This is a genomic window from Pseudomonas sp. S37 (assembly GCF_016658545.1).
In the GTDB taxonomy this organism is placed as follows: Bacteria; Pseudomonadota; Gammaproteobacteria; order Pseudomonadales; family Pseudomonadaceae; genus Aquipseudomonas.
The window spans coordinates 99823-120094 of sequence record NZ_JACVZC010000004.1 but is presented as its reverse complement, the minus strand read 5'-3'; the positions used below and the strand labels follow the sequence as shown (position 1 = coordinate 120094).

The following is a 20272-nucleotide window of genomic DNA, read 5'->3' as shown; positions in this document are numbered from 1 at the left end:
CCAACAGCGGACATTATTTCGGCTTATTTTCAGCTTAAATATTAGTAAATTGATTGATCCAATGAAGTTGGCGATAAACCCAACAAGCGCCATTTAGAGAATCTCGCTGCAGTCCAGATATTCCCTGCCTAACAAAAAAAATGAAGGGTACATCATGAAGAGCAAATCACAATCGCGGCGTGCGGCGGCGGCAGCATTTGCCGGCACGACCATCGAATTTTACGACTTCTATATTTACGCTACGGCGGCGGCACTGGTGCTAGGGCAGGTCTTCTTCCCAAGTTCAGATCCGTTACTGAGCACCTTGGCCGCGTTCGGCACGTTCGCAGTCGGCTTCATTGCGCGGCCAATGGCCGGCATGGTCTTCGGGCATTTGGGTGATCGACTGGGCCGCAAGAAAATGTTGCTGTTCACGATGGTTTTGATGGGCTTGGCCACGACCGCTATTGGCCTTCTTCCGAGTTACGCAGCCGTTGGCATGTGGGCACCTATCGGGCTCATCGTCCTGCGATTCATCCAAGGGATCTCCGTCGGTGGTGAGTGGGGCGGTGCGGTTCTTATGGCCAGCGAGCATGCGCCGGCCAAACGCAAGACCTTCTACGCGTCCTTCGCTCAATTGGGGAGTCCAGCAGGTCTTCTCCTCGCACTGATCGCATTCCGGGTGGTATCGACACTGTCACCAGAGGATTTCCTTGCGTGGGGATGGCGCATTCCCTTCCTCATGAGTGGCGTGCTGATGTTGGTGGGCTTGGCTATCCGGTTCGGTGTAGAGGAATCGCCAGAATTTGTTGAGGCCAAATCAAAGAACGAGGTCGTCAAATTCCCTGTTAGCGAAGTCATCCGCACATGCTGGCGACAGATCTTGTTTGCGGCCCTTGCCGTAACAATCGGTTCGGCGGGCTTCTTCTTCACCAACACCTTCATGATCACTTATGTCACCCAATACCAGGGTATTGATAGGGCAACGATCCTCGACTGTCTGTTCATCGTGACAGTTTTCCAGCTCATTTCTCAGCCAGTCAGTGCTCTCATCGCTGAGCGAGTGGGAGAGTCGCGGTTTCTGATGTGGGCTGCATTGCTGTCGATTGTGGTTCCGTATCCCATGTTCGTCTTGGTCACGACCCAGAAGTTGGGCCTGATGATCCTTGGCATCACGCTCTGCGTGGTGACCATTTCTGCATTGTATGCAGTCGTGGCAGGCTTCATCGCACAGGCATTTCCAGCACACCTTCGCTACTCGGGAATATCCATGGCGTACCAGCTCATTTGCGCCATCGCAGGTGGCACCACACCAATCATTGGCACCATGCTAGCCAACCAGTTCTCGGGGCAGTGGCTTCCGCTGGCGTTGTTCTTCAGCGCGCTTTCAGCGCTATCGCTAATCGGCGTTATGGGTGTGCACCGGCTGCGTACCGAAAATCAAGGTGTTGCCGTGGCTACTCGGTGATGCCAGCCACTCTGGCTACATGATTCAAAACTGAACGTGTAGCCGAACCAATCGACTCTGTCTTTGAGCTGCTGATAGCGCTGAGGTGCTATCGGTTCTTTCAACCCTGTCTTCAACGCAATCACCCTCTGCAAGGAGGGTGGGCGTAGCCGTGTCCCAAAAATGAGGTTTCCAATGAATAATCTGCTTCGCTCGCTGATTCCTGGCGCCCTGGTATTGCCCCTTAGTTGTGTCGCCTACGCTGATTTTTTGGCAGACAGCAAGGCGAACCTCAAGCTTCGCAACTTCTACTTCAGCAATGACTACCGTGACCGTCCAGGCCCTGCCGGACAAAGTCGAATCGAGGAATGGGCCCAGGGCGCAGTGCTGGATTTCCAATCGGGTTTCACAGAGGGCCCGGTAGGCGTTGGCGTTGATGCTATGGCTCTCCTTGGGGTAACGCTGGACAGTGGTGATGGCCGGCATCGGGGTAGCAGCATGATCCCAAACAAAGGTGATGGTGCTGCCGATCAGTGGGGGCGATTAGGCGTTACTCCAAAACTTCGCTGGTCGAAGACCGAGCTGCGTTACGGCACGCTGCTGCCAAACCTACCTGTGATTACCTACAACGACAGCCGTACTCTGCCGCAGACGTTCGAAGGGGCTCTGCTGACGTCCCACGAGCTTGAGAAACTGACCTTCACAGCAGGCCGCATCACGAAGGCAACAGGACGTGGGTCGACGGATCGCACCGGCCTAGCTGTCTCAGGTGGTACTCGTCAAAGTGATGCGATGGTATTGGCTGGTGTGGATTATCAAATTGGGGAGAAAGGTCTGGCCCAGTATTATTTTGCCAACCTAGAAGATTATTACGATCAGCATTTCCTTGGTCTTCAAAATACTTGGCAGCTCGCCCCTGGCCAGAGCCTGAAGGCTGATCTCCGCTACTTCCGCACCACTGCTGATGATGCCAATAAAAGCGCAGAAGGGCGCGTGTCGGGCTACCGCGTAGGTGGATTCACTGAAAGTGCTGACGGCAAGATCGACAACCACCTCTGGACGGCGGCCCTGACTTATCAGGTGGGTGGGAATGCGGTGATGATGGGTTATCAGCAAGTTTCCAATGGCAGCAATTTTGTGCAACAGAGCCAGGGAACGTTGCCAGATAAGGGCGCGGGTGCCTCATCGCTATACATCTACACCGACCGCATGATGGCTGCTTTCAACCGGGCAGGCGAAAGGTCTGTGTTTGGTCAGTACAGCTACGACTTTGCCGCGATGGGTGTGCCGGGCTTGAAGGCATTCGTCATGTACGTAAAAGGTGAAGGAATCAACACCGCAACAGGCCCAGAGCTCAGCGAGTGGGAGCGCGACATGGGCATCGATTATGTGGTGCAAAGTGGCACTTTCAAAGGTCTTGGTTTCGGTTGGCGACACGGCTTGATGCATTCGGATATCGACCCGAATCAGGTGCAGAATCGTGTCTTCCTGAACTACACGCTGGCACTCTTTTAGATGAGAAGGCCCCCTTCGCGGAAGGGGGCCCTTGAGTCAGTTCACTGCCCGATAGGCTGATGGATCGACATCAGCTTTCTTAGAGCGGTATGAGAAGAACAGGAAGATGAACCACAGGGGCATCACGTACAGCGCCATACGTGTGTCGGGCTGAAGAGAAAGCACCCACACCCCGAACAGTAGGAAGCTCAGGCATGCAGCAACTGTAGCCCGACCACCAGGCATCTTGAAGATGCTCGCCTCGTGAAGCTCTGGTGCCTTTTTTCGGTACGCCAGATAGCCGAGCAGGATCATCATCCAAATGTACAGATTCAGAATCGCTGAGACGGTGGAAATCAGCGTGAACAGCTCCATGACGTTCGGGAACATCACCAGCAGGCACAATCCGCAGAACATCGCTATCCCTGTAAAAGCCACCCCCATCACCGGAACGCCAGCACGCGACAGCTTGGCGAAAAATGCTGGAGCCGAGCGGCGCAGCGCCAGGCCGAAAAGCATCCTGCAGCTCGCATATACGCCGCTATTGGCCGAAGAGGCCGCAGAGGTGAGAACGACAAAGTTGATGATCCCCGCAGCAGCTGGGAAACCAGCAAACAAAAAGAGCTCTACGAAGGGGCTGCGGTCTGCCGGCACATGGCTCCAGGACGTCACACTGATGATGCAGGCTAGGGACAGCACGTAGAAGATCAGGATTCGGAACGGGATCGTGTTGATCGCCTTGGGGAGATTGCGTTCCGGATTTTTGGCTTCGGCAGCGGTGGTGCCGATCAGCTCTGTGCCTGCGAAGGAGAAGATGGCGATCTGGAAGCCGGCGAAGAAACCGCTGATTCCGTGAGGCAGCATCGAGCCTTTCTCGAACAGGTTGTTCAGGGATGCTGTGACACCCTCAGGGGACTGGTAGGACATTCCTATCAAGATAAATGCGGTCATGATCATCGCCACGATGGCCACGATTTTGATGATCGCAAACCAGAACTCAACCTCACCAAAAAGCTTAACCGCTAGCATATTGAGGATCAGCAGCAGCCCCATGGTTACGCTTGCCGTTGCCCAGGTCGGGACATCCGGAAACCAGAACTGGAAGAAACCCGCGACCACAATGACATCAGCAATCACTGCGACGCTCCAGCTCAGCCAGTATGACCAGCTCAACATAAACCCTGCACGGGGGCCCAAGTAGTGGGCAACAACGTCTGCAAATGACCTGAATCTGAGGTCACTCAACAACAGTTCGCCCATAGCGCGCATGATGAAAAAAAGGAAGAAGCCTACAATCATGTACACGAGGATAATAGATGTTCCGGACAGAGCAATTACCTTACCGGAACCCATGAATAATCCTGTTCCGATGGCGCCTCCGATGGAGATAAACTGAATATGTCGGTTGGTGAGCGCTCGCTTCAGGTGAGGGTCGGTATGAGTGGTGTCATTCTGAGTAATTGTATGTGGTTCCATGCTCAGCCTCTTTCTTGTCGAAAAGTTTTGTTGGGCAGGCTCAATTGCCGCTTTGCGGGAGCATCGCGGTCGCTGATTCTTTGGTTTTTATCTTGCAGCGATGTAATGCTCGCTCAAGTGAGCTGGAAATACTTTGCTAACTTAGGGCAGGCTGTGAGCATTTGAGCAAATGTTTTCTGGTGTTTGTGTGTAATCAGGAATTATTTTGCGCGAAAGTATGACAGCTTTGGCGCGCTTGCGTCTGATCAACCGGATCCTAGAGGTGGTTTTGCTTGACGAATTATTTTTTGCGCAATAAGGTCGTCAGGTGAAAAATTACTGCGGTGTGGGCTTCGGAAATGAGTAGGATCACCCTCGATAACGTTGATCGTTCAATGCTTCGCCTACTGCAAGCTGATGGGGCAATGTCCAGCATCGCTGTTGGCGAAAAGCTATCGCTTAGTACAACGCCTACCTGGAGGCGAAGAAAGCGACTGGAAGATGAGGGGGTAATAACGGGGTATGAGGCGACTATCAGTCGAAGGGCGATTGGGCTGAATTTAACGGCGTTTGTTCAGATCAGCTTTAACATGCACACGGATAAAGCTGCTGATGATTTCGAAGAGGTAATGCGAAATAACCCCTACGTATTGTCGTGTCATAAAATAACTGGTGATGCTGATTATATTTTGCAGATTGTAGCTGCGGATCTGGATGCATACGGTGAGTTCGTTGAAAGGGTTCTCCGAACACAGCCTGGAATATCATCTATCCATTCCAGCTTGGCGTTGAGAGAAATCAAAGACACTCACCGTTTGCCTATCCCTGATCAGTAGGTGCTTCGTCACCTGCGCCTACTAGGATGGAAGTTATTCGTTGCGTTGGATGCGATTGAGATTGGCGTTATCCACTTCCAACAGGCTCAGCACCTGGTTGTGATCCAGAGTCGTGCAGAACTCACCGTTCATGCTGGTTATGGAGAGACTATGAATGGTCTCAGGGTCATGGTCGACTCCGTCGATACCAATTTGGTTGGTAGTGGCGCAGCCGTCGTGCATCAGGTAAGTATCATAGCCCATATTACCGGCCATGCGAACGGTTGTTTCAACGCAGTAGTTGGTGAAGAAACCAGTGATGACCAACCGGGTGATACCACGACGGCGCAACTCTAGCTCCAATGTAGTACCGATGAAGGAGCTGTTCACGTCCTTCCAGATGATCAGCTCGCCAGGATTTGGCAGCAATTCATCCATGAATGCGCCACCTGGCTGACTGATCTTCAGTGGCGATACTTTCTGGCGAGAGTCATGCTGGGTATAGATAACAGTCAGGCCCGCTCGACGCCATTCTGCCAACACAGCGGCCATATTTGGTTCGGCGTCTGGGTTGTTGCGACGGCCTGTTGGCCCGCCCCAATGGCTCAAGTCATTTACGCCCTTTTGTACATCAATGAGCAGGTAAGCGGTTTCTTTGCCAAACTTTTTAATCATAACGGTATAAGCCCTGAAGAGTTTTTATTTAAGCCAGCGCCCGATTAATTTCGAAGCTGGAGTATGTTGCTTCGAGAAAAATATATGATGAATGAAGTGTTGGTGCTTTGCTTAATTCAAATGGCTATCAGGATTTTTTAGAAAGTTTTTTCTATTGAGTGGTGTGGGCTAGAAATTTTTTGCACTCCCATGTTGGGCCGGCTAGTCTTGGTAGCTGGGTAGGCAGTTGCAGGCTCCTGAACGGGACGCACAATCATGTAATCGTCTCCACGCGGCTCCATAGCTATGCGAGTCAGACCGGGTGTCTCGTTCGTCAACGTAACGCTGAGCACCCGGCTGGTTAGATCGACACGGTGCAAACCCCGCGATGGGCGCCCGAATCAATCTCGCTTGCTCAGCGTGCGGTGTAGCCGCCATCAATAGGCAAAGCGACTCCAACGATGAAGGTTGAGGCAGTGCTACAAAGCCAGAGCACAGCATCAGCGATTTCTTTAGCTGTGCCCAGACGTCGGATAGGTACATCCTTCATCATGTCGTTCATTATTTCCGTCTCACCCTTGAGCATATCTGCGACCATCGGTGTCTCGATGATCCCTGGGCATATTGCGTTGATGCGAATGCCTTGGGCGGCATATTCAAGTGCCGCGCTCTTGGTCATGCCCAATAGGCCATGCTTGGCGGCATGATAAGCAGCTCGGCCTGGTACTCCGACCAGGCCGCCAAGTGAGGAATTGTTGACGATTGCTCCGGAGCCCTGCTTTCGCATCTCAGCTAGCTGGTACTTCATGCAAAGCCATACACCACGAAGGTTGATGGCGTTTATCCGGTCGAATACCTCACTTGTGACATCGGCAGTTTCGACGGCGGGACTTTGGATGCCTGCGTTGTTGAACGCCATGTCTAATCTTCCAAAGGATGCGACGGTTTTCTCAACCATTGATTTGACATATGCCTCGTCCGATATATCACCAGGCACACCAATCACTCGGTAACCAGCATCCGTCAATTGCTGAGTCACTGCTTCGAGGGCAATGTCATTAATATCAGCCAGAGCAACCGAGGCTCCTGCTTCGGCAAAAGCACGAGCTGTTGCCAGCCCCATGCCTGATGCAGCTCCCGTGACCAGAGCTACCTGCCCGGAGAAGTCATACGTGATTTCGTTCATACATACCTCTACTATTGGTTCAACGATTGGATTTAGCTAGCCCTTCTTGACCGGCCCACTCAGGTAGGTCTCATCTGTAACGGGCTCGAACCAGTTCACAGGCCTACCGTCCAAGGATTCGTTGATTGCGATGTGTTGCATTGCGGTGGTATCAGTTGCTCCATGCCAATGACGACGACCGCAATCGCACCAGATCAGATCACCCGCCCGAATTTCCGTTTTAGGGCCCTCCTCACATTGCGTCCATCCCACTCCATCCGTGACCAGCAGAACCTGGCCAAGCGGATGTGTATGCCAGTTGGTTCGTGCTCCAGGCTCAAAGTTAACGACTGCAACCCCGACCCGCGCCGGCTCGGGGGCTGTAAAGATGCGGTCTATTCGCACCCGCCCAGTAAACCACTCAGCCGGCCCTGAGATGGCTTTGCTCGAGCCTGCCCGGTGAATTTGCATGCCGGCGTCACTCTGTTCGATGTCGATCACGCTGCTTACCTCGTTTCAATCTTCAGTCAGAAAACTGTAGCGGGGAGCGGTTGATTCGTGTATCTGTGAAATAGTGAAATCGGTATGAAGTGGTGCTAAACAATGCTTGCGGACAGTTTGCGTGATCTGGTGGTTTTCGTTGCTGTGGCAAGGGAAAGTAATTTCACTCGGGCAGCGGCTCATCTCGGCGTTTCGCCTTCGGCGGTGAGCCAAACCATCCGGGCACTGGAGGAACGACTGGGAGCGAGGTTGTTAACTCGCACCACCCGCAGTGTTACTCGCACGGAGGCCGGTGAAAAATTGCTCCGGGACATCGCTCCACTTCTGGAACAGATAGAAATGCATTTGGGAGCTCTGGCAGATCTAGGGCAGCGACCCTCAGGTACAGTGCGTATAACCGCTGATGAATTTGCCGCACGCAATGTTCTGTGGCCAAGGCTCAAGCCGGTGCTTGATATGTATCCAGAAGTAGTCATCGAGCTGATTACCGATTATGGCCTCACTGACATCGTCGCCGACCGCATCGACGCCGGCGTGCGGCTCGGCGGAATTATTGATGCTGATATGGTAGCGGTGCCTATCGGGCCTCCCATGCGAATGGTCACTGTAGCGTCGCCGGCGTACTTAACACGGCACGGTTTACCATCTCAACCCGATGATTTGATGAGTCACCGTTGTATTAACCTGCGATTACCCACGCATGGAGGGTTGTATCCTTGGGAGTTTATTGATGAAGGGAATGAGTTTAGGATAAGGGTGAAGGGCCCGTTGATTATGAATAGTGTCTTTCAAATTCTGGATGCGTGTTTATCGGGAGTAGGTATAGCTCAACTGCCCGATGCCCAGATTCAGCCATTTCTCGTTAGCGGCGAACTCGTAGAAATTCTTAAAAGTTGGTCAGATGAATTTCCGGGATATCATATTTACTACCCGTCAAGAAGACAGCAAACGGCTGCCTTCAAGGTAGTTCTGGATGCGATACGAAATGACCAAGTTCTGTAATTAACGCTTATGCAAAAGTCGTGCACCTTATGAGGCTCCTCCCCCCCCTCGAAGCCTATAATCTACAAAACCGGGGATGGCCTAATCCTTAGATTATCTAGAGCGTATTAGCCGAGGCGGAGCTTAAGTACATCATTGCAGTGGTTGCGATGATTGGAGTGACTCGGATATCCGACAAATCAGGCAACCGTCGGACGCTTACTTGGAGTTGTCTACTGGTAGCATGTATAGGGTATCTCTTGCCTTGCCTCTATTCGGATAATAGCTCGGGCTAACAATCGCTACTTCTGGCTCATATGTAGCTATGCCGGTATTTTGGATTTCGCCTAAATTAAAATTCAGTGGGATGGCTGTCGAAACAGGCGTGGCTGCCATCAACTCTATTGGTCAACTCAGTGGTATAGTGATTCCGATGTTGGTCGGTTTTATCAATGACCTTACCCGGGTGGCTTACCTGGGGATGATGTCCATTGCACCGCTGCTCTTGCTAGGAGTGGCAATAGTGTTATGGATTGTTCCCAAAAACATTTAATAATTTCATTATCCCAAGGCATGGAGAGATTTTGTTCAGTTTTTCTAAACTATTATCCTTCAGGAAATATGCATTGATATTTCGTGATCGGCACGGCTTGATGTGGCTTGGGGCGCCTGTTCCCGTGTCCAATAATAATACTGAGGATAATTGTCTCGTGCGCAAGCTATCGAAAATACTGGCCTTGACATCGATTTTTATCTCCTGCATATCTGGAGGTGTTCAGGCTGAGGATGTTACAAAGCCAAGCTCGCCTGCGTTTGTTGTGCACAAACTATCAGATTACCTTTATGCAATTGGTGAGCCTAACTATTACCAAAAAAATTATTCATATTTATTGGTGGGAGACAAGCAGGCGCTGATGTTTGATGCAGGTGCTAATCAGCAGGAAGACATCACGGAAGTGGCAAAACAAATCACTGACAAGCCTCTTGCGGTGTTGCCTTCTCATTTGCATTTTGATCACCTTGGCGGGCTTCACAACTTTCAGAGTGTTTACCTGGTAGATACTCCGTTTACCCGAAAATTTAAGCGAGAGGATGGCCTGTATCACGTCCCTGAGCCAGTTTATTTGGGTAATATTGATCATATGACGGTTCCGCCGTTCAAAGTGGCTCGACTGATTAAGCCAAATGAAAATATAGATCTTGGTGGACTTAGAGTCCGCTTGATAAGCGTTCCTGGCCATACGCAAGATGAGGTTGCGCTTTACGACGAAGCTCACAATGTTCTCCTGTCGGGTGACCACCTCTATCCTTCTTGGCTCTTGGCTGGAAATGTGAAGGACTATGTTTCGTCGCTTAACGCCACTCTCAAGATCATCAACCCGAAAACCGCGATTTATGGTGCGCATGCTGATGAAAATCCAACAAAAGTTCCAGCGATGACCTACGAGTCTGTAGTTGCGATACGGAATAAAATGATTGAAATACAGGCGGGCAGCGGCAAAAGTCAGGCCTTTAGTGATCCAGAGCTGATTAAAAGCTCAAAGGTATACAAGGTCGAGGATAACATCAGTATTTTGACTGATATTCAGTTCTCTGACGGTCGTGGATACGGCTACTAAACTGATTTATCCACAATCTTCAGCAAGCTATCGATGAACGCTCGGATCTCCGGGCGTTCTCGCATGTTCTCAGTACAGACAATGTAATAGTTGAATGTAGCTGGTACCGAGCTGGGTAGAGGACAGACCAACTTTCCTTCTCTTAGGTCGCGTGCGGATACTACCTCGTCGCTCAGCGCGACACCAAAACCATCGCGGGCTGCCTGTAGAACCAGACCGAAATCTTCGAAGTGAACGTCTCTAAAGCCAGTCCTCTTAAGACCTGATTCAGCCAGCCACTTCTTCCATTGGCTCCCATCGTCCTCATGGAGTAAACGGTGTTTGGCTAGGTCTTCCGCACTATGTATAGCGAGTGGCCCTCCTAGGAACGAAGGGCTGCATACGGGTATCATGCCTATCCCATGTAGAAGTCGCCACCAATAACCAGGCCAAGGTGGCGCTCCGTAAACCACTGCAATGTCCGCACGTTTCCAATCTACCTGCGCCATGTTGGGCGCCGTCACTACAGTGACTTTCACCGAGTTGGATTCGGCCATGAACCGCAGCAATGGTGATACTAACCACTCAGTGCCTTCAAACGGGGGAGTGGACAAGGTAATCTCAGTGACCTCGCGGTGCGCATGAGTGCCATGAAGTTCGCCCACGGCTTCCGCAATCTCGCCCATCGCTTTGGCTACCCTTTCTTGCAGTCGACGACCACTAGGTGTGAGAACAAGCTGTCGACCATGCTTTGAGAACAGCTCAACGTCCAAACTGGCCTGCAAGGCTTTGAGCTGCTGGCTAACAGCACCAGTCGTGACATGCAGTTCGACTGCCGCGCTGGACAGGCTACCTAGGCGTGCAACGCTTTCAAATACCTTGAAGGCGTGTAAAGGGGGGAGGGCCATCTCATCTCCTGGCGGGGCTCCAAAAACGGCAGAGAATGAAGCAATCTCTCTTCATGATCACTGCCTGAAGCGGATGGATGTAGCCTACCCCTTTTTTGCCTGCCTGGGGCATCTCAAAGTATCAGCATCCAGTATGCATAATGTGGCAGCTATTCTGGGCTGGCTTGGGGTCTACCGGTTCACTCACATCTCAACACAGGAAATGACGCGTCGGGGTTAATGGCTTCAGCGTTCATCTTCTCGCACATGGCCGCGCCCAGATCGCGAGTCGGAAAGCCTCTTTTAAGCCGTGCTTTCTCTTGATTGTCGTAAATGTCGAAACCCTCAGAGACGGTTCGAGCATAGTAACGAATACCTAACCGAAATGATTCCGTGTCAGATGGCACACCCGGAACAAGAACGAATCTTGGTTGCATTTTTTGCCTCCCCAAGAGGTAACTCCAGTATTAGCTGGATGGAGGCTTTTCCTCAAGATGGCTCATGCCTCCCTGAAGCCGCTCCGACAAGTGGTTTGGTATCGTAACGGTGCATAAGGTTGTGTTACGTCCTTCATGGCGCTACGCATGCCAAGCGCGACTATCCGTGCTTGGCAGCCCCTGCGCCTGCTCAGCCATTTTAAGCGAGAGTCCTTCCCCTGATTTTTCCCCATTCGAGCGCTTGTGCCACATGCTCACTGGGCAGTTTCGTATAGGCTTCCTCTAATCGAGCCAAGCCAGACCTCTCGTAAATGCCGATGAATAGCTGTGTATCGCCACTCAGGGAACGCCTCACCTGAACATCAAGCAGGGCTCCATCGGCGAGCCTCTCCTGATGAGAATGGTGCTGCAGGGTGGGGGCTGCCCATTCCCAAAATACTGCGCCTCGATGTAGCATCCCTGTCCCCGGTAGTCCTTTGAACAATCTCGGTTTGTTCAGTCAAAATCTTCTCTGTATCTGTGTTGCCGTTTTCTGTACAGGACTGGCTCTGATTTTGTGCGTTAATCTGAGAATTAAAAAACTCCCAAGCGAATAACCTTGAGAGTTTTAGAGTCGAATAATTTTTTTGGGGGCTATACCCCGTCTACTCGGTATATGCCTATAAGAACTTCTTTATCGTTCACATCGTCGATAGTGCCAATATACGTGTAGTCTTCGAGCCACTCATACTTGCCAGGTGGGGTGCTGAATGACGGAACTGTTCGGCAGTAATAGTCACTTTCACTCAGCTCTAAGCCTTTAGCTTGTTTTGCCAGTCCATCGGCTGTCGGTCGCCATAGTCCATAGTTACGAATGATGATGACTTCGCCATCTTCTGTTTTCAGTCGGTAAAGTGCGTCAATTTTGGTTACGCCGTCATTGCGCTCAACTGACATATCAGCGCCGCCAGGAATGACTTCACCTTTGATCCCGGAGCCAACAAATGATCCACCAATTATCGGATAGTTGATTCGATGACCTTCTGAGCCTTTGCCCATATCCTCATCGCTTCCGAGTTTAACATTAATTTGCATAACCAGTTCTGTTTTCACTCGATTAGGCTTGGTCTCCTTGAGTTCTACTCCCTGGGCTGCCCCTGTTGTGAATGAAAGCCAAGCACAGAATGCGGATGCGAATATCCAGTTAAAGGGCGGGTTGCTGCGAATACGTGTTAATCTCATTTTAGATATGTTCCTTGTTTTTTCGTTATAGCGAATATATTTAAATGCGTGATCAATAGCTTTATTGCGTTTTATTTTCTAAGGGGGTCGATCCGGCAGGGTTGCTTCAGAAGACTGTCACACTGGGGTTGTTGCTGGGTGACCGCTACGCCTTTTAGCTCACCGAGTACAAGGCTGGAAGGATGCGTTGCATCATGTAGCACTTGGTTGCGAGCGGGAAGGGCGAAGGTATCGAAACCATAACCTCCAGTGCGGCCAGGAGCGTCAATCCAGATTCTCAAACGTGTTCCAGCGCGGAATGAGTGTGAGAAGGGTGGAACCTCAATACGTCCAAGCGTGGGTGTCTCCGGCAGCATCGGTTCAATGGCATCTGGCGTATCAAGGCGCCATGGACGCACCGATGTGGACTTGTTTTCATCCAGCTTTCGGGCAGACATCCTGAGCCATCCGCGTTGAACGTAGACTTCCTGCCCATCTGGTAGCAATTGGGTGATCGTCACCTGGACATCCATGTCAGGCCCCATGGGCGTGGCTAACCAGATATCGGCGCTCGCAGGCCCGTAGGTGACCAAGTCACGCTTCAGCGGCTCAGAGGTGTAGGCCAGGCTTCCGTCTCTCCATCCGGACTTCAACTCACCCCAAGCATTGTCTACCTCGTAGGTATTCACGTCAGGGCCGGCAATTGGGTAGTTATACTCGTCAGGATCACCTTCCGACTCGCCATTCTCAACAAGCTTGCCACCTTTGTTGAGCGCAAATCTAATTGGAGTTACTTCTACGGGCAACTTATCTCGTTGGATCATCCAGGTAGGTTTGGCCGACTCGTTTAAATCGTGAGGTGTACTACGATTTACGCTCGTAGTTTCCTGCCAAATATCGACATGAGGCGATTTGTCGAAGCCGTTGTCTACACCTTTCACGAAGTGATCAAAAAACTTCACCAATTTTTCCCGAAACTGGTGAGATTCGTAAATGTCATGAGGGCCGTTGGTCTGTACTATCCACAATTGCTCGGGTTTTACTGTCTCATGATAATAGCCCTCACGCGCCATGACCGCCTCATCTTGCCAAGCCTCAAGGGACAATATTGGCACCTGGATCAGGTGAGTACGCTGGCGAATATTTCGTTGCTCAACCCAGTCATCACGAAGCGGATGGCGGATAAGCTGATAGGTCAGTGCGTGCTTACCGATGTCAGCTTCGTTTTTGGCCAATTGGGTCAGGCAGCGCTTGTCGCCCTCGCTCTGGGCGCTGGCCTTGACCGCAGCCCAACGCTGATCGAGATACCAATGCCACGCAGTAACGAACTCTGGAGCAGGAACCCCCCCAGGTGCCCAACTGTCGCCTCGAGCGTCTCCCAAAGCCATACCAGGGGCGATGGCCTTCAGGCTTGATGGGCGTTGTGAGGCCGTCATTAGTTGAGACATGCCAGCCCACGACCAACCAAACATTCCAACCTTACCGTTCGACCAGCTCTTTTTTGCAATCAGTTCAATCGCGTCATGGCCGTCAGTGCCATAAGCAGGCCCTAGAAAATCGAAGGTTCCCTGTGAGCAGCCAGTACCTCGAGCTTGTACGCCTACAACAGCGTATCCCAAACCTACTAGCTGCTTATCGAGATCAACGGAAAAGGTTTCGTCATCCGCCAGATATGCGCTTCCGCCAATGCTTCCTGAATCGTATCCGCTATAACGAACCAACACCGGGAATTGGCCGGTACTGTCGGGAAGGAGGGCCGAATAGCGAAGCTCTGTTCCATCGGCGGTTTTGAGATATCCTGTTTCGCGCTTGCCCCAGAACTCCTTCCACTGCCGCTTTGGAATATTGCTTGTGTCTTGCCCTGGCACATCCTGAGCAAGCGCAGAGGTTGCGGCGAGCCCTATAGCGATGCTAAAAGTGGTGAAGCGCACGAGTCTATTAATCTTGCGGATACGCATGAGGCACCTCTGTAGCCAAAAAAATCAAAACAGTTTCGAAGCCGAAAGCATAACGGTCGCAGAGCAAATGTCGTCTAAGCCTTGTGTGGATTCGCACTCCGTTCTAGAAAGATCCGTATCAACGTAAGACAGTCGCCAATTTACTCCGACGAAATCTTTATTTACGCCGACTTCCCAGTCGCGGTAGCCACTGCGTGTGCTTCCGCTTGAGCTGATAAATATTGGGTCTTTGGCATCAGAATAGCCCCATCTGAAATCGATTGACGACCCATAGGGTAGGTCAAGAGAGTACCCAGCCCATATTACACTTCGGTCATCACCATACGGTTTCACCTCTTTGGTATATTTCATACCCAGCGTGAAGTCGTAGGCGGTAATTGTGCCGATCCATTCACCATAATTGAATTGACTATCTTTCGGGTAGTCGTATTCATAGTAAATTAGCGATGCGCTTATATTGTCGGTGAGCGATTTGATTATTCCGGCGTAGTAATCATATTCGCGACGTGTATCTGTGTCGAAATCGACATTGGAGGTAAATACGCCCAGTAAAAGTCCACTCGAGTGTTGGAGGCTCACGTCAAACTGAAGAGTAGGATTATTTCGAGTCTGAGATATGCCGCCCGTCCGGTAATCACTTGCGCCCGTCACTAGGAGGTTAAGAGAAAGGTCGTGGTTGATTTCCACTGCGTGTGCTGTCAGTGAACTGGCCAAGGCAACAGCTGCGCCAAGGCACAGGGTGCTCTGTTTCATGTGCTCCGCTCCGTTCTTATTTTTGATGGCAGATTGGCACTAATGTAGTTATTGCGATTATCTATTTTTCTTCAGGCCTCGATGCGGTAAGGCCATGACGAGGCTCCGGCTCCCAAGCTACAGCCTTCGCTCACGCTCAATCTATCCACCTTGCGAACAAACGCAAAGGAGCTTAGGTTTATAGTTAACGTCATTAACAAGGTGTTGAAGGTGAGCTTATGCCGATCCGTGTGGTGGAGACAACTGAGTTTTGTGATCGTCACGTTGCGCTGAGCGGGTGGGAGGAGAGCTACACACAGATGTCATCTGGCCGCTACCATGGAAAGCTCGTTCATGCTGAGATAAGCGGAATAGAGCTGTACGAGGAGAGCATGAATCTTCGTGTTGAGCAGGAGTTCCATGCTCCAGTCGACACCTTGGTTTTCAGTTTCGACCTGACAGAGAATACGCTGTACCTACTCGACGGCCAGACCTGTAATGGGTGGGTTACTCCAGAGCACTACCGTGAGGTCGCAGTCGTTCTCAAGCTTCCCGCGCACGCGCGCGGGCTTGCGCCTCTCGATCATCTCATTCTGCAACCACTACGCTCCCCCAGCTGCAGACCTTATGCAACCTTGCTTTCTGGCTACCTTAGCGGGGCTATGAACGGCAGGTTCGACATTGATCAGCCAGGGTTTTCCCAGCAGATCGCAGATGGATGCTTCTTGCTCCTAGATGAGGCTGCCCATCATGAGCCACATCGCCGCACCAATTGCTACTCGCGGCGGATTGTGGAAGGCGTGAAGCAGCTCGCACATGACTCCCCGTTTGACTGTTTGAGCATCCTTGACATGGCTGCAGCTACAGGCGTGTCGGTTCGACACGTTCAGCAATCTTTTTTGAGATATGCAGGCATGTCGCCGACTGCATGGCTAAAAAACCGCCGCTTGAATGCGGCTAGGCGAGACCTTCTGCGTGCGGATCCTACAGAAGTGACCGTGGCAGAAATCGCTATGCGATGGTCTTTTTGGCACCTGGGAAGATTTTCACACGCCTATCACACCCTGTTCGGTGAGTACCCCAAAACGACCCTCCGACGCGCCCTGTAGGGCGCGCCTCAATTTTGTTCGCTAGCTTTTGCATGTAAAGCTATCGAATTTTCGATAGGACAAGATCGCATTTCGGATAGCTGCCTCAACTATATCAACAAAATCATTAGGTTACTGACGGCTACGAGCCGTAGATTGGCCGCTGGCGCTAAATTAGTTAATGTTGTTAACCTTTGTGCATTGCATGGCGTCTTAAAACAAATAGAGTCCTACCTATGCCTGCCACAGCCTCTCGAGCTAGCCTCACAGTCGTACTTTGTTTCCTGGTGGCCCTTATTGAAGGGCTAGATCTTCAGTCGGTCGGTATTGCAGCCTCCGGTATCAAACAGAGCTATCAGCTCGACTCAGCTGGTTTGGGGTGGGTCTTCAGTGCAGGTTTGATTGGACTGCTGCCTGGATCGTTCTATGGAGGTTTGCTGGCTGACCGATTAGGACGCAAAACTGTTTTAATCGGCGCAGTAATGCTATTCGGTATTTTCTCTATAGTCACCGTGTTGACGGATACCTTCGCCTCTCTAATCGTTGCTCGACTATTCACGGGGATAGGCCTTGGTGCGGCGCTTCCTAATTTGATTGCCCTTTGTGCTGAAGCTGTAGACGAACGAAAACGTAGTACCGCAGTTAGTATCATGTACTGCGGCGTACCGCTTGGAGGGGCTTTGGCGTCCTTGCTCGGGGTATCTTACGGAGACGACTGGAGACTGGTATTTGTTGTGGGAGGCGTGGCGCCTTTACTGATAGTGCCGATGTTAATTGTTTGGCTTCAGGAGTCGACATCTTTTCAAAAGCCGTATGCTATTGATGGTTCCTCGACACTCAATGCGCTCTGTGGCGCAGGGCGCATGGGCACCACCCTCTGCCTATGGATTTCGTACTTTTTCACTCTGACAGTGATGTATATGCTGCTGAACTGGTTACCTTCGCTGTTGTTGGGGCTTGGGTTCAACCAGTTAGATGCCGCTCAGGTACAGGTCTCGTTCAATATTGGTGGGGCAATAGGTTCATTACTAGGCGGCTTTTTGTTAGATCGCTTTAACAAGACGCTTGTAATCTGCTTCGTCTATGCCGGTCTAGTGGCTAGCCTCCTTGGTGTCGCATCTGTGACATCTGTGGGATCAATGCTTATTGTGGGTTTTTTAGCTGGTGGGTTTGTGATTGCCGCTCAGTTGCTCTTATATGCCACCACACCTTCACTGTACCCGACTCACTTTCGTGCGACCGGCGTAGGGGCAGCGGTCGCCATAGGGCGCCTAGGATCAGTCGCGGGCCCACTAATTGCTGGCCAGATTTTAGCCGCTGGTATCGGTAGCGCTGGCGTCATATACGCCGCCACTCCAGGTGTTTGTATCGCCGCTGCGGTTCTTGTACGAGGTATGAGTAAACAGGCTGTTTGACTGTAAGTGCAAATAGTACCCAGGCATGTTCCCATGCAAAAATCAAGTAGTTAGCCATGGGCCTGAACTTGAAATAACAATGAAAAAAGAGAGGTTTATTGTATGAGTAAGTATAGTGATCGCTGGCAGACTGTTAAGGTTACTGTTGAACAAGGCATTGCCTGGGTGAGTCTCAATCGACCGGAAAAGCGAAACGCGATGAGCCCTACTCTGAATCGCGAAATGCTTGAGGTGTTGGACGCGGTTGAGCAGGATCCAGATGCTGGAGTGCTTGTGCTCACCGGAGAAGGTACCGCATGGACAGCAGGAATGGATCTCAAAGAATACTTCCGCGAGGTTGATCAAGCTCCGGAGATTTTCCAAGAAAAGATTCGGCGCGAGGCTTCCGAGTGGCAATGGCGCCGTCTGCGCCTTTACAGCAAACCGACCATTGCGATGGTGAATGGCTGGTGCTTTGGTGGAGGTTTCAGTCCCCTGGTGGCTTGCGATCTCGCAATCAGTGCCGATGAGGCCACGTTCGGGCTTTCGGAAATCAATTGGGGTATACCGCCCGGAAACCTCGTCAGCAAAGCGATGGCTGATACTGTCGGCCACCGAGAGTCTCTGTTTTACATCATGACTGGCAAGACGTTCAGCGGTCAGAAAGCGGCTCAGATGGGATTGGTGAATAGCAGCGTGCCCTTTGCCGATTTGAAAGCCGCTGTTACTGAGCTCGCAATGAATCTGCTGGAGAAAAACCCGGTAGTTCTAAGGGCGGCTAAGAACGGTTTCAAACGGTGTCGAGAACTCACTTGGGAGCAGGGTGAGGACTACCTCTACGCCAAGCTCGACCAAGCCCAGCTGCGTGACCCCGAGGGGGGGCGGGCCCAAGGCCTCAAGCAGTTTTTGGACGATAAGTCGATCAAGCCCGGGCTTGAGACCTACCGCCGCTGACTTATCTATGGGCGGCTGAAGTCACTTGCCGCCCATTTCTCTGAACTGAGGAAAATGGGCATGTTCGACGTTCCACTACTCATTGATGGCATTCAGGTACAGGCTTCGAATGGCGCTACTTACGACCGCATCAGCCCTTTCACCGGTGAAGTCGTTAGCCGAGTTGCAGCAGCCTCGCTGGAAGATGCTGATAAAGCTGTGACAGCCGCTCAACGCGCATTCCCCGCTTGGGCCTCTCTTGGCCCAGGTGAAAGACGGGCGCGTCTCACCAGAGCAGCGGAGCTTCTGGAGTCGCGGGCTTCGGAGTTCATGTCGATGGCTACTGAGACAGGCGCCACTGAGAGGTGGTACGGCTTCAACGTCAAACTCGCGGCCAACATGCTGCGCGATGCAGCCGCCATGACTACCCAGATCAAAGGGGAAATTATTGCTTCAGATGTGCCTGGTAGCTTCAGCATGGCTGTCAGGCAGCCGTGCGGAGTGGTCTTAGGTATCGCTCCTTGGAATGCCCCGCTTATTTTGGCTACTCGAGCAATAGCGATGCCGTTGGCGTGCGGTAACACGGTTGTGCTCAAAACATCTGAATGCAGCCCAGCAGCACATGCCTTGATAGGGGAGGTGCTCCAGTCGGCTGAGCTGGGTGATGGGGTTGTGAATGTGATCAGTAATGCACCAGCTGACGCTCCCGCTATCGTTGAACGGCTCATTAGCAACCCGGCAGTTAGGAGGGTTAATTTCACTGGGTCAACGGGCGTGGGTCGTATTATCGGGCAACTCGCGGGTAAATACCTGAAACCAGCAGTTCTTGAGTTAGGGGGGAAGGCCCCTTTCCTGGTGCTGGATGATGCCGATGTAAACTGTGCTGTTGAGGCTGCGGCATTTGGCGCCTATTTCAATCAAGGACAAATATGCATGTCAACTGAGCGGTTGATCGTTGATGAGTCCATAGCAAATGAGTTCGCAGAACGAATGACTCTCAAAACCCAGTCCTTGGTGGCGGGCCCGCCAGGTGAGGCGGTGCTCGGCTCGCTCATTGATGAAGCTGCGGCCCGACGCGTCTTAGCGCTCGTCCAAGATGCAGTCCAGAACGGCGCTTCTTTGTTGGCCGGGGGTGGAATTGAGGGAAGTGTGATGCAGCCTGTCTTGCTTGACCACGTAACTCCAGCAATGCGCCTTTATTATGAGGAGTCCTTTGGCCCGGTAGCTGTAATCGTCAGAGGCAAAGGAGATGAGGAGCTGCTGAAGCTAGCCAACGATTCAGAGTTTGGCTTATCAGCGGCGATCTTCAGCAAGAGTTCTTCCCGAGCCCTGGCATTAGCGCAACGTTTGGAGTCCGGTATATGCCATATTAATGGCCCTACGGTACATGATGAAGCTCCAATGCCTTTCGGCGGCGTAAAGTCGAGTGGCTATGGAAGTTTCGGATCAAGCGCGAGCATTGACCATTTTACACAGTTGCGCTGGATCACAATGCAGAACGGCCCTAGGCAATACCCCATTTAATATTTTCTAACTCGTGAGAAATCATGCTTA

Annotated in this window: 18 protein-coding genes; 10 read left to right on the top strand and 8 right to left on the bottom strand. The window is 51.6% G+C overall.

Features of this window, described 5'->3' with window-relative positions; all coding sequences use genetic code 11:
- The first annotated feature begins 154 nt into the window (after positions 1–154).
- Entirely contained in the window at positions 155–1447 is a 1293-nt protein-coding gene (locus tag IAE39_RS03040) for an MFS transporter (RefSeq protein WP_201199269.1), read from the top strand.
- A 174-nt stretch (positions 1448–1621) separates the two neighbouring features.
- Positions 1622–2941 (top strand): OprD family porin, encoded by a 1320-nt coding sequence (locus IAE39_RS03035; RefSeq protein ID WP_201199267.1) that lies wholly within the window; start codon positions 1622–1624, stop codon positions 2939–2941.
- A gap of 36 nt (positions 2942–2977) precedes the next feature.
- On the opposite strand, the gene IAE39_RS03030 is transcribed toward IAE39_RS03035, so the two are convergent.
- Positions 2978–4396, bottom strand: coding sequence for an amino acid permease (locus IAE39_RS03030; RefSeq protein ID WP_201199265.1), 1419 nt, complete (start codon positions 4394–4396; stop codon positions 2978–2980).
- Between the two features lie 338 nt (positions 4397–4734).
- Here IAE39_RS03030 and IAE39_RS03025 point away from each other — a divergent pair, with 338 nt between their 5' ends.
- Entirely contained in the window at positions 4735–5211 is a 477-nt protein-coding gene (locus IAE39_RS03025; RefSeq protein ID WP_201199263.1) for an Lrp/AsnC family transcriptional regulator, read from the top strand.
- A 33-nt stretch (positions 5212–5244) separates the two neighbouring features.
- On the opposite strand, the gene IAE39_RS03020 is transcribed toward IAE39_RS03025, so the two are convergent.
- From IAE39_RS03020 to IAE39_RS03010, 3 genes are all read right to left on the bottom strand, one after another.
- Positions 5245–5865: a cysteine hydrolase family protein gene (locus IAE39_RS03020; RefSeq protein ID WP_201199261.1), complete on the bottom strand. Its 621-nt coding sequence runs from the start codon at positions 5863–5865 to the stop codon at positions 5245–5247.
- A gap of 394 nt (positions 5866–6259) precedes the next feature.
- Positions 6260–7030: an SDR family NAD(P)-dependent oxidoreductase gene (locus tag IAE39_RS03015; protein WP_201199259.1), complete on the bottom strand. Its 771-nt coding sequence runs from the start codon at positions 7028–7030 to the stop codon at positions 6260–6262.
- 36 nt (positions 7031–7066) lie between these two features.
- Positions 7067–7480: a (R)-mandelonitrile lyase gene (locus IAE39_RS03010; RefSeq protein WP_201199354.1), complete on the bottom strand. Its 414-nt coding sequence runs from the start codon at positions 7478–7480 to the stop codon at positions 7067–7069.
- A 132-nt stretch (positions 7481–7612) separates the two neighbouring features.
- On the opposite strand from IAE39_RS03010, the gene IAE39_RS03005 reads away from it, so the two are divergent.
- The 3 genes from IAE39_RS03005 (at position 7613) to IAE39_RS02995 (ending at position 10110) form a co-directional block, all read left to right on the top strand.
- Positions 7613–8512, top strand: a complete 900-nt coding sequence (locus IAE39_RS03005) for a LysR family transcriptional regulator (protein WP_201199258.1) — start codon at positions 7613–7615, stop codon at positions 8510–8512.
- A 364-nt stretch (positions 8513–8876) separates the two neighbouring features.
- Positions 8877–9044, top strand: a complete 168-nt coding sequence (locus tag IAE39_RS03000) for a hypothetical protein (protein ID WP_201199257.1) — start codon at positions 8877–8879, stop codon at positions 9042–9044.
- 157 nt (positions 9045–9201) lie between these two features.
- The gene (locus tag IAE39_RS02995; RefSeq protein WP_328825461.1) at positions 9202–10110 is read left to right on the top strand and encodes an MBL fold metallo-hydrolase; all 909 of its coding nucleotides are present in this window, start codon (positions 9202–9204) and stop codon (positions 10108–10110) included.
- Here the strand turns inward: IAE39_RS02995 and IAE39_RS02990 are convergent.
- The 4 genes from IAE39_RS02990 to IAE39_RS02975 form a co-directional block, all read right to left on the bottom strand.
- Complete coding sequence (locus IAE39_RS02990; RefSeq protein ID WP_201199256.1) at positions 10107–10997, bottom strand: LysR substrate-binding domain-containing protein; 891 nt, start codon at positions 10995–10997, stop codon at positions 10107–10109. The two genes, IAE39_RS02995 and IAE39_RS02990, sit on opposite strands and share 4 nt — an antisense overlap.
- A 1049-nt stretch (positions 10998–12046) precedes the next feature.
- Positions 12047–12634, bottom strand: a complete 588-nt coding sequence (locus IAE39_RS02985; RefSeq protein ID WP_201199255.1) for a DUF3237 domain-containing protein — start codon at positions 12632–12634, stop codon at positions 12047–12049.
- A gap of 71 nt (positions 12635–12705) precedes the next feature.
- Positions 12706–14571, bottom strand: coding sequence for a CocE/NonD family hydrolase (locus tag IAE39_RS02980; RefSeq protein WP_201199254.1), 1866 nt, complete (start codon positions 14569–14571; stop codon positions 12706–12708).
- A 24-nt stretch (positions 14572–14595) separates the two neighbouring features.
- Positions 14596–15324: a TorF family putative porin gene (locus IAE39_RS02975; RefSeq protein ID WP_201199247.1), complete on the bottom strand. Its 729-nt coding sequence runs from the start codon at positions 15322–15324 to the stop codon at positions 14596–14598.
- Between the two features lie 218 nt (positions 15325–15542).
- On the opposite strand from IAE39_RS02975, the gene IAE39_RS02970 reads away from it, so the two are divergent.
- The 4 genes from IAE39_RS02970 (at position 15543) to IAE39_RS02955 (ending at position 20242) form a co-directional block, all read left to right on the top strand.
- Positions 15543–16412: an AraC family transcriptional regulator gene (locus IAE39_RS02970; protein WP_201199245.1), complete on the top strand. Its 870-nt coding sequence runs from the start codon at positions 15543–15545 to the stop codon at positions 16410–16412.
- A gap of 215 nt (positions 16413–16627) precedes the next feature.
- Positions 16628–17806 (top strand): 3-(3-hydroxy-phenyl)propionate transporter MhpT, encoded by a 1179-nt coding sequence (gene mhpT / locus IAE39_RS02965; protein ID WP_201199243.1) that lies wholly within the window; start codon positions 16628–16630, stop codon positions 17804–17806.
- A gap of 102 nt (positions 17807–17908) precedes the next feature.
- Positions 17909–18739, top strand: a complete 831-nt coding sequence (locus tag IAE39_RS02960) for a p-hydroxycinnamoyl CoA hydratase/lyase (RefSeq protein ID WP_201199241.1) — start codon at positions 17909–17911, stop codon at positions 18737–18739.
- A gap of 60 nt (positions 18740–18799) precedes the next feature.
- Positions 18800–20242 carry an aldehyde dehydrogenase gene (locus IAE39_RS02955; protein ID WP_201199239.1) on the top strand — a complete coding sequence of 481 codons (1443 nt, stop codon included), beginning with the start codon at positions 18800–18802 and terminating at the stop codon, positions 20240–20242.
- Positions 20243–20272: the final 30 nt, after the last annotated feature.

What these genes read in the sequence shown, in the direction of transcription:
- IAE39_RS03040 (WP_201199269.1), top strand. Translation starts at nt 155, where the DNA reads ATGAAGAGCAAATCACAATCGCGGCGTGCGGCGGCGGCAGCATTTGCC.
- IAE39_RS03035 (WP_201199267.1), top strand. Translation starts at nt 1,622, where the DNA reads ATGAATAATCTGCTTCGCTCGCTGATTCCTGGCGCCCTGGTATTGCCC.
- IAE39_RS03030 (WP_201199265.1), bottom strand. Translation starts at nt 4,396, where the DNA reads ATGGAACCACATACAATTACTCAGAATGACACCACTCATACCGACCCT.
- IAE39_RS03025 (WP_201199263.1), top strand. Translation starts at nt 4,735, where the DNA reads ATGAGTAGGATCACCCTCGATAACGTTGATCGTTCAATGCTTCGCCTA.
- IAE39_RS03020 (WP_201199261.1), bottom strand. Translation starts at nt 5,865, where the DNA reads ATGATTAAAAAGTTTGGCAAAGAAACCGCTTACCTGCTCATTGATGTA.
- IAE39_RS03015 (WP_201199259.1), bottom strand. Translation starts at nt 7,030, where the DNA reads ATGAACGAAATCACGTATGACTTCTCCGGGCAGGTAGCTCTGGTCACG.
- IAE39_RS03010 (WP_201199354.1), bottom strand. Translation starts at nt 7,480, where the DNA reads ATGCAAATTCACCGGGCAGGCTCGAGCAAAGCCATCTCAGGGCCGGCT.
- IAE39_RS03005 (WP_201199258.1), top strand. Translation starts at nt 7,613, where the DNA reads ATGCTTGCGGACAGTTTGCGTGATCTGGTGGTTTTCGTTGCTGTGGCA.
- IAE39_RS02990 (WP_201199256.1), bottom strand. Translation starts at nt 10,997, where the DNA reads ATGGCCCTCCCCCCTTTACACGCCTTCAAGGTATTTGAAAGCGTTGCA.
- IAE39_RS02985 (WP_201199255.1), bottom strand. Translation starts at nt 12,634, where the DNA reads ATGAGATTAACACGTATTCGCAGCAACCCGCCCTTTAACTGGATATTC.
- IAE39_RS02980 (WP_201199254.1), bottom strand. Translation starts at nt 14,571, where the DNA reads ATGCGTATCCGCAAGATTAATAGACTCGTGCGCTTCACCACTTTTAGC.
- IAE39_RS02975 (WP_201199247.1), bottom strand. Translation starts at nt 15,324, where the DNA reads ATGAAACAGAGCACCCTGTGCCTTGGCGCAGCTGTTGCCTTGGCCAGT.
- IAE39_RS02970 (WP_201199245.1), top strand. Translation starts at nt 15,543, where the DNA reads ATGCCGATCCGTGTGGTGGAGACAACTGAGTTTTGTGATCGTCACGTT.
- mhpT (WP_201199243.1), top strand. Translation starts at nt 16,628, where the DNA reads ATGCCTGCCACAGCCTCTCGAGCTAGCCTCACAGTCGTACTTTGTTTC.
- IAE39_RS02960 (WP_201199241.1), top strand. Translation starts at nt 17,909, where the DNA reads ATGAGTAAGTATAGTGATCGCTGGCAGACTGTTAAGGTTACTGTTGAA.
- IAE39_RS02955 (WP_201199239.1), top strand. Translation starts at nt 18,800, where the DNA reads ATGTTCGACGTTCCACTACTCATTGATGGCATTCAGGTACAGGCTTCG.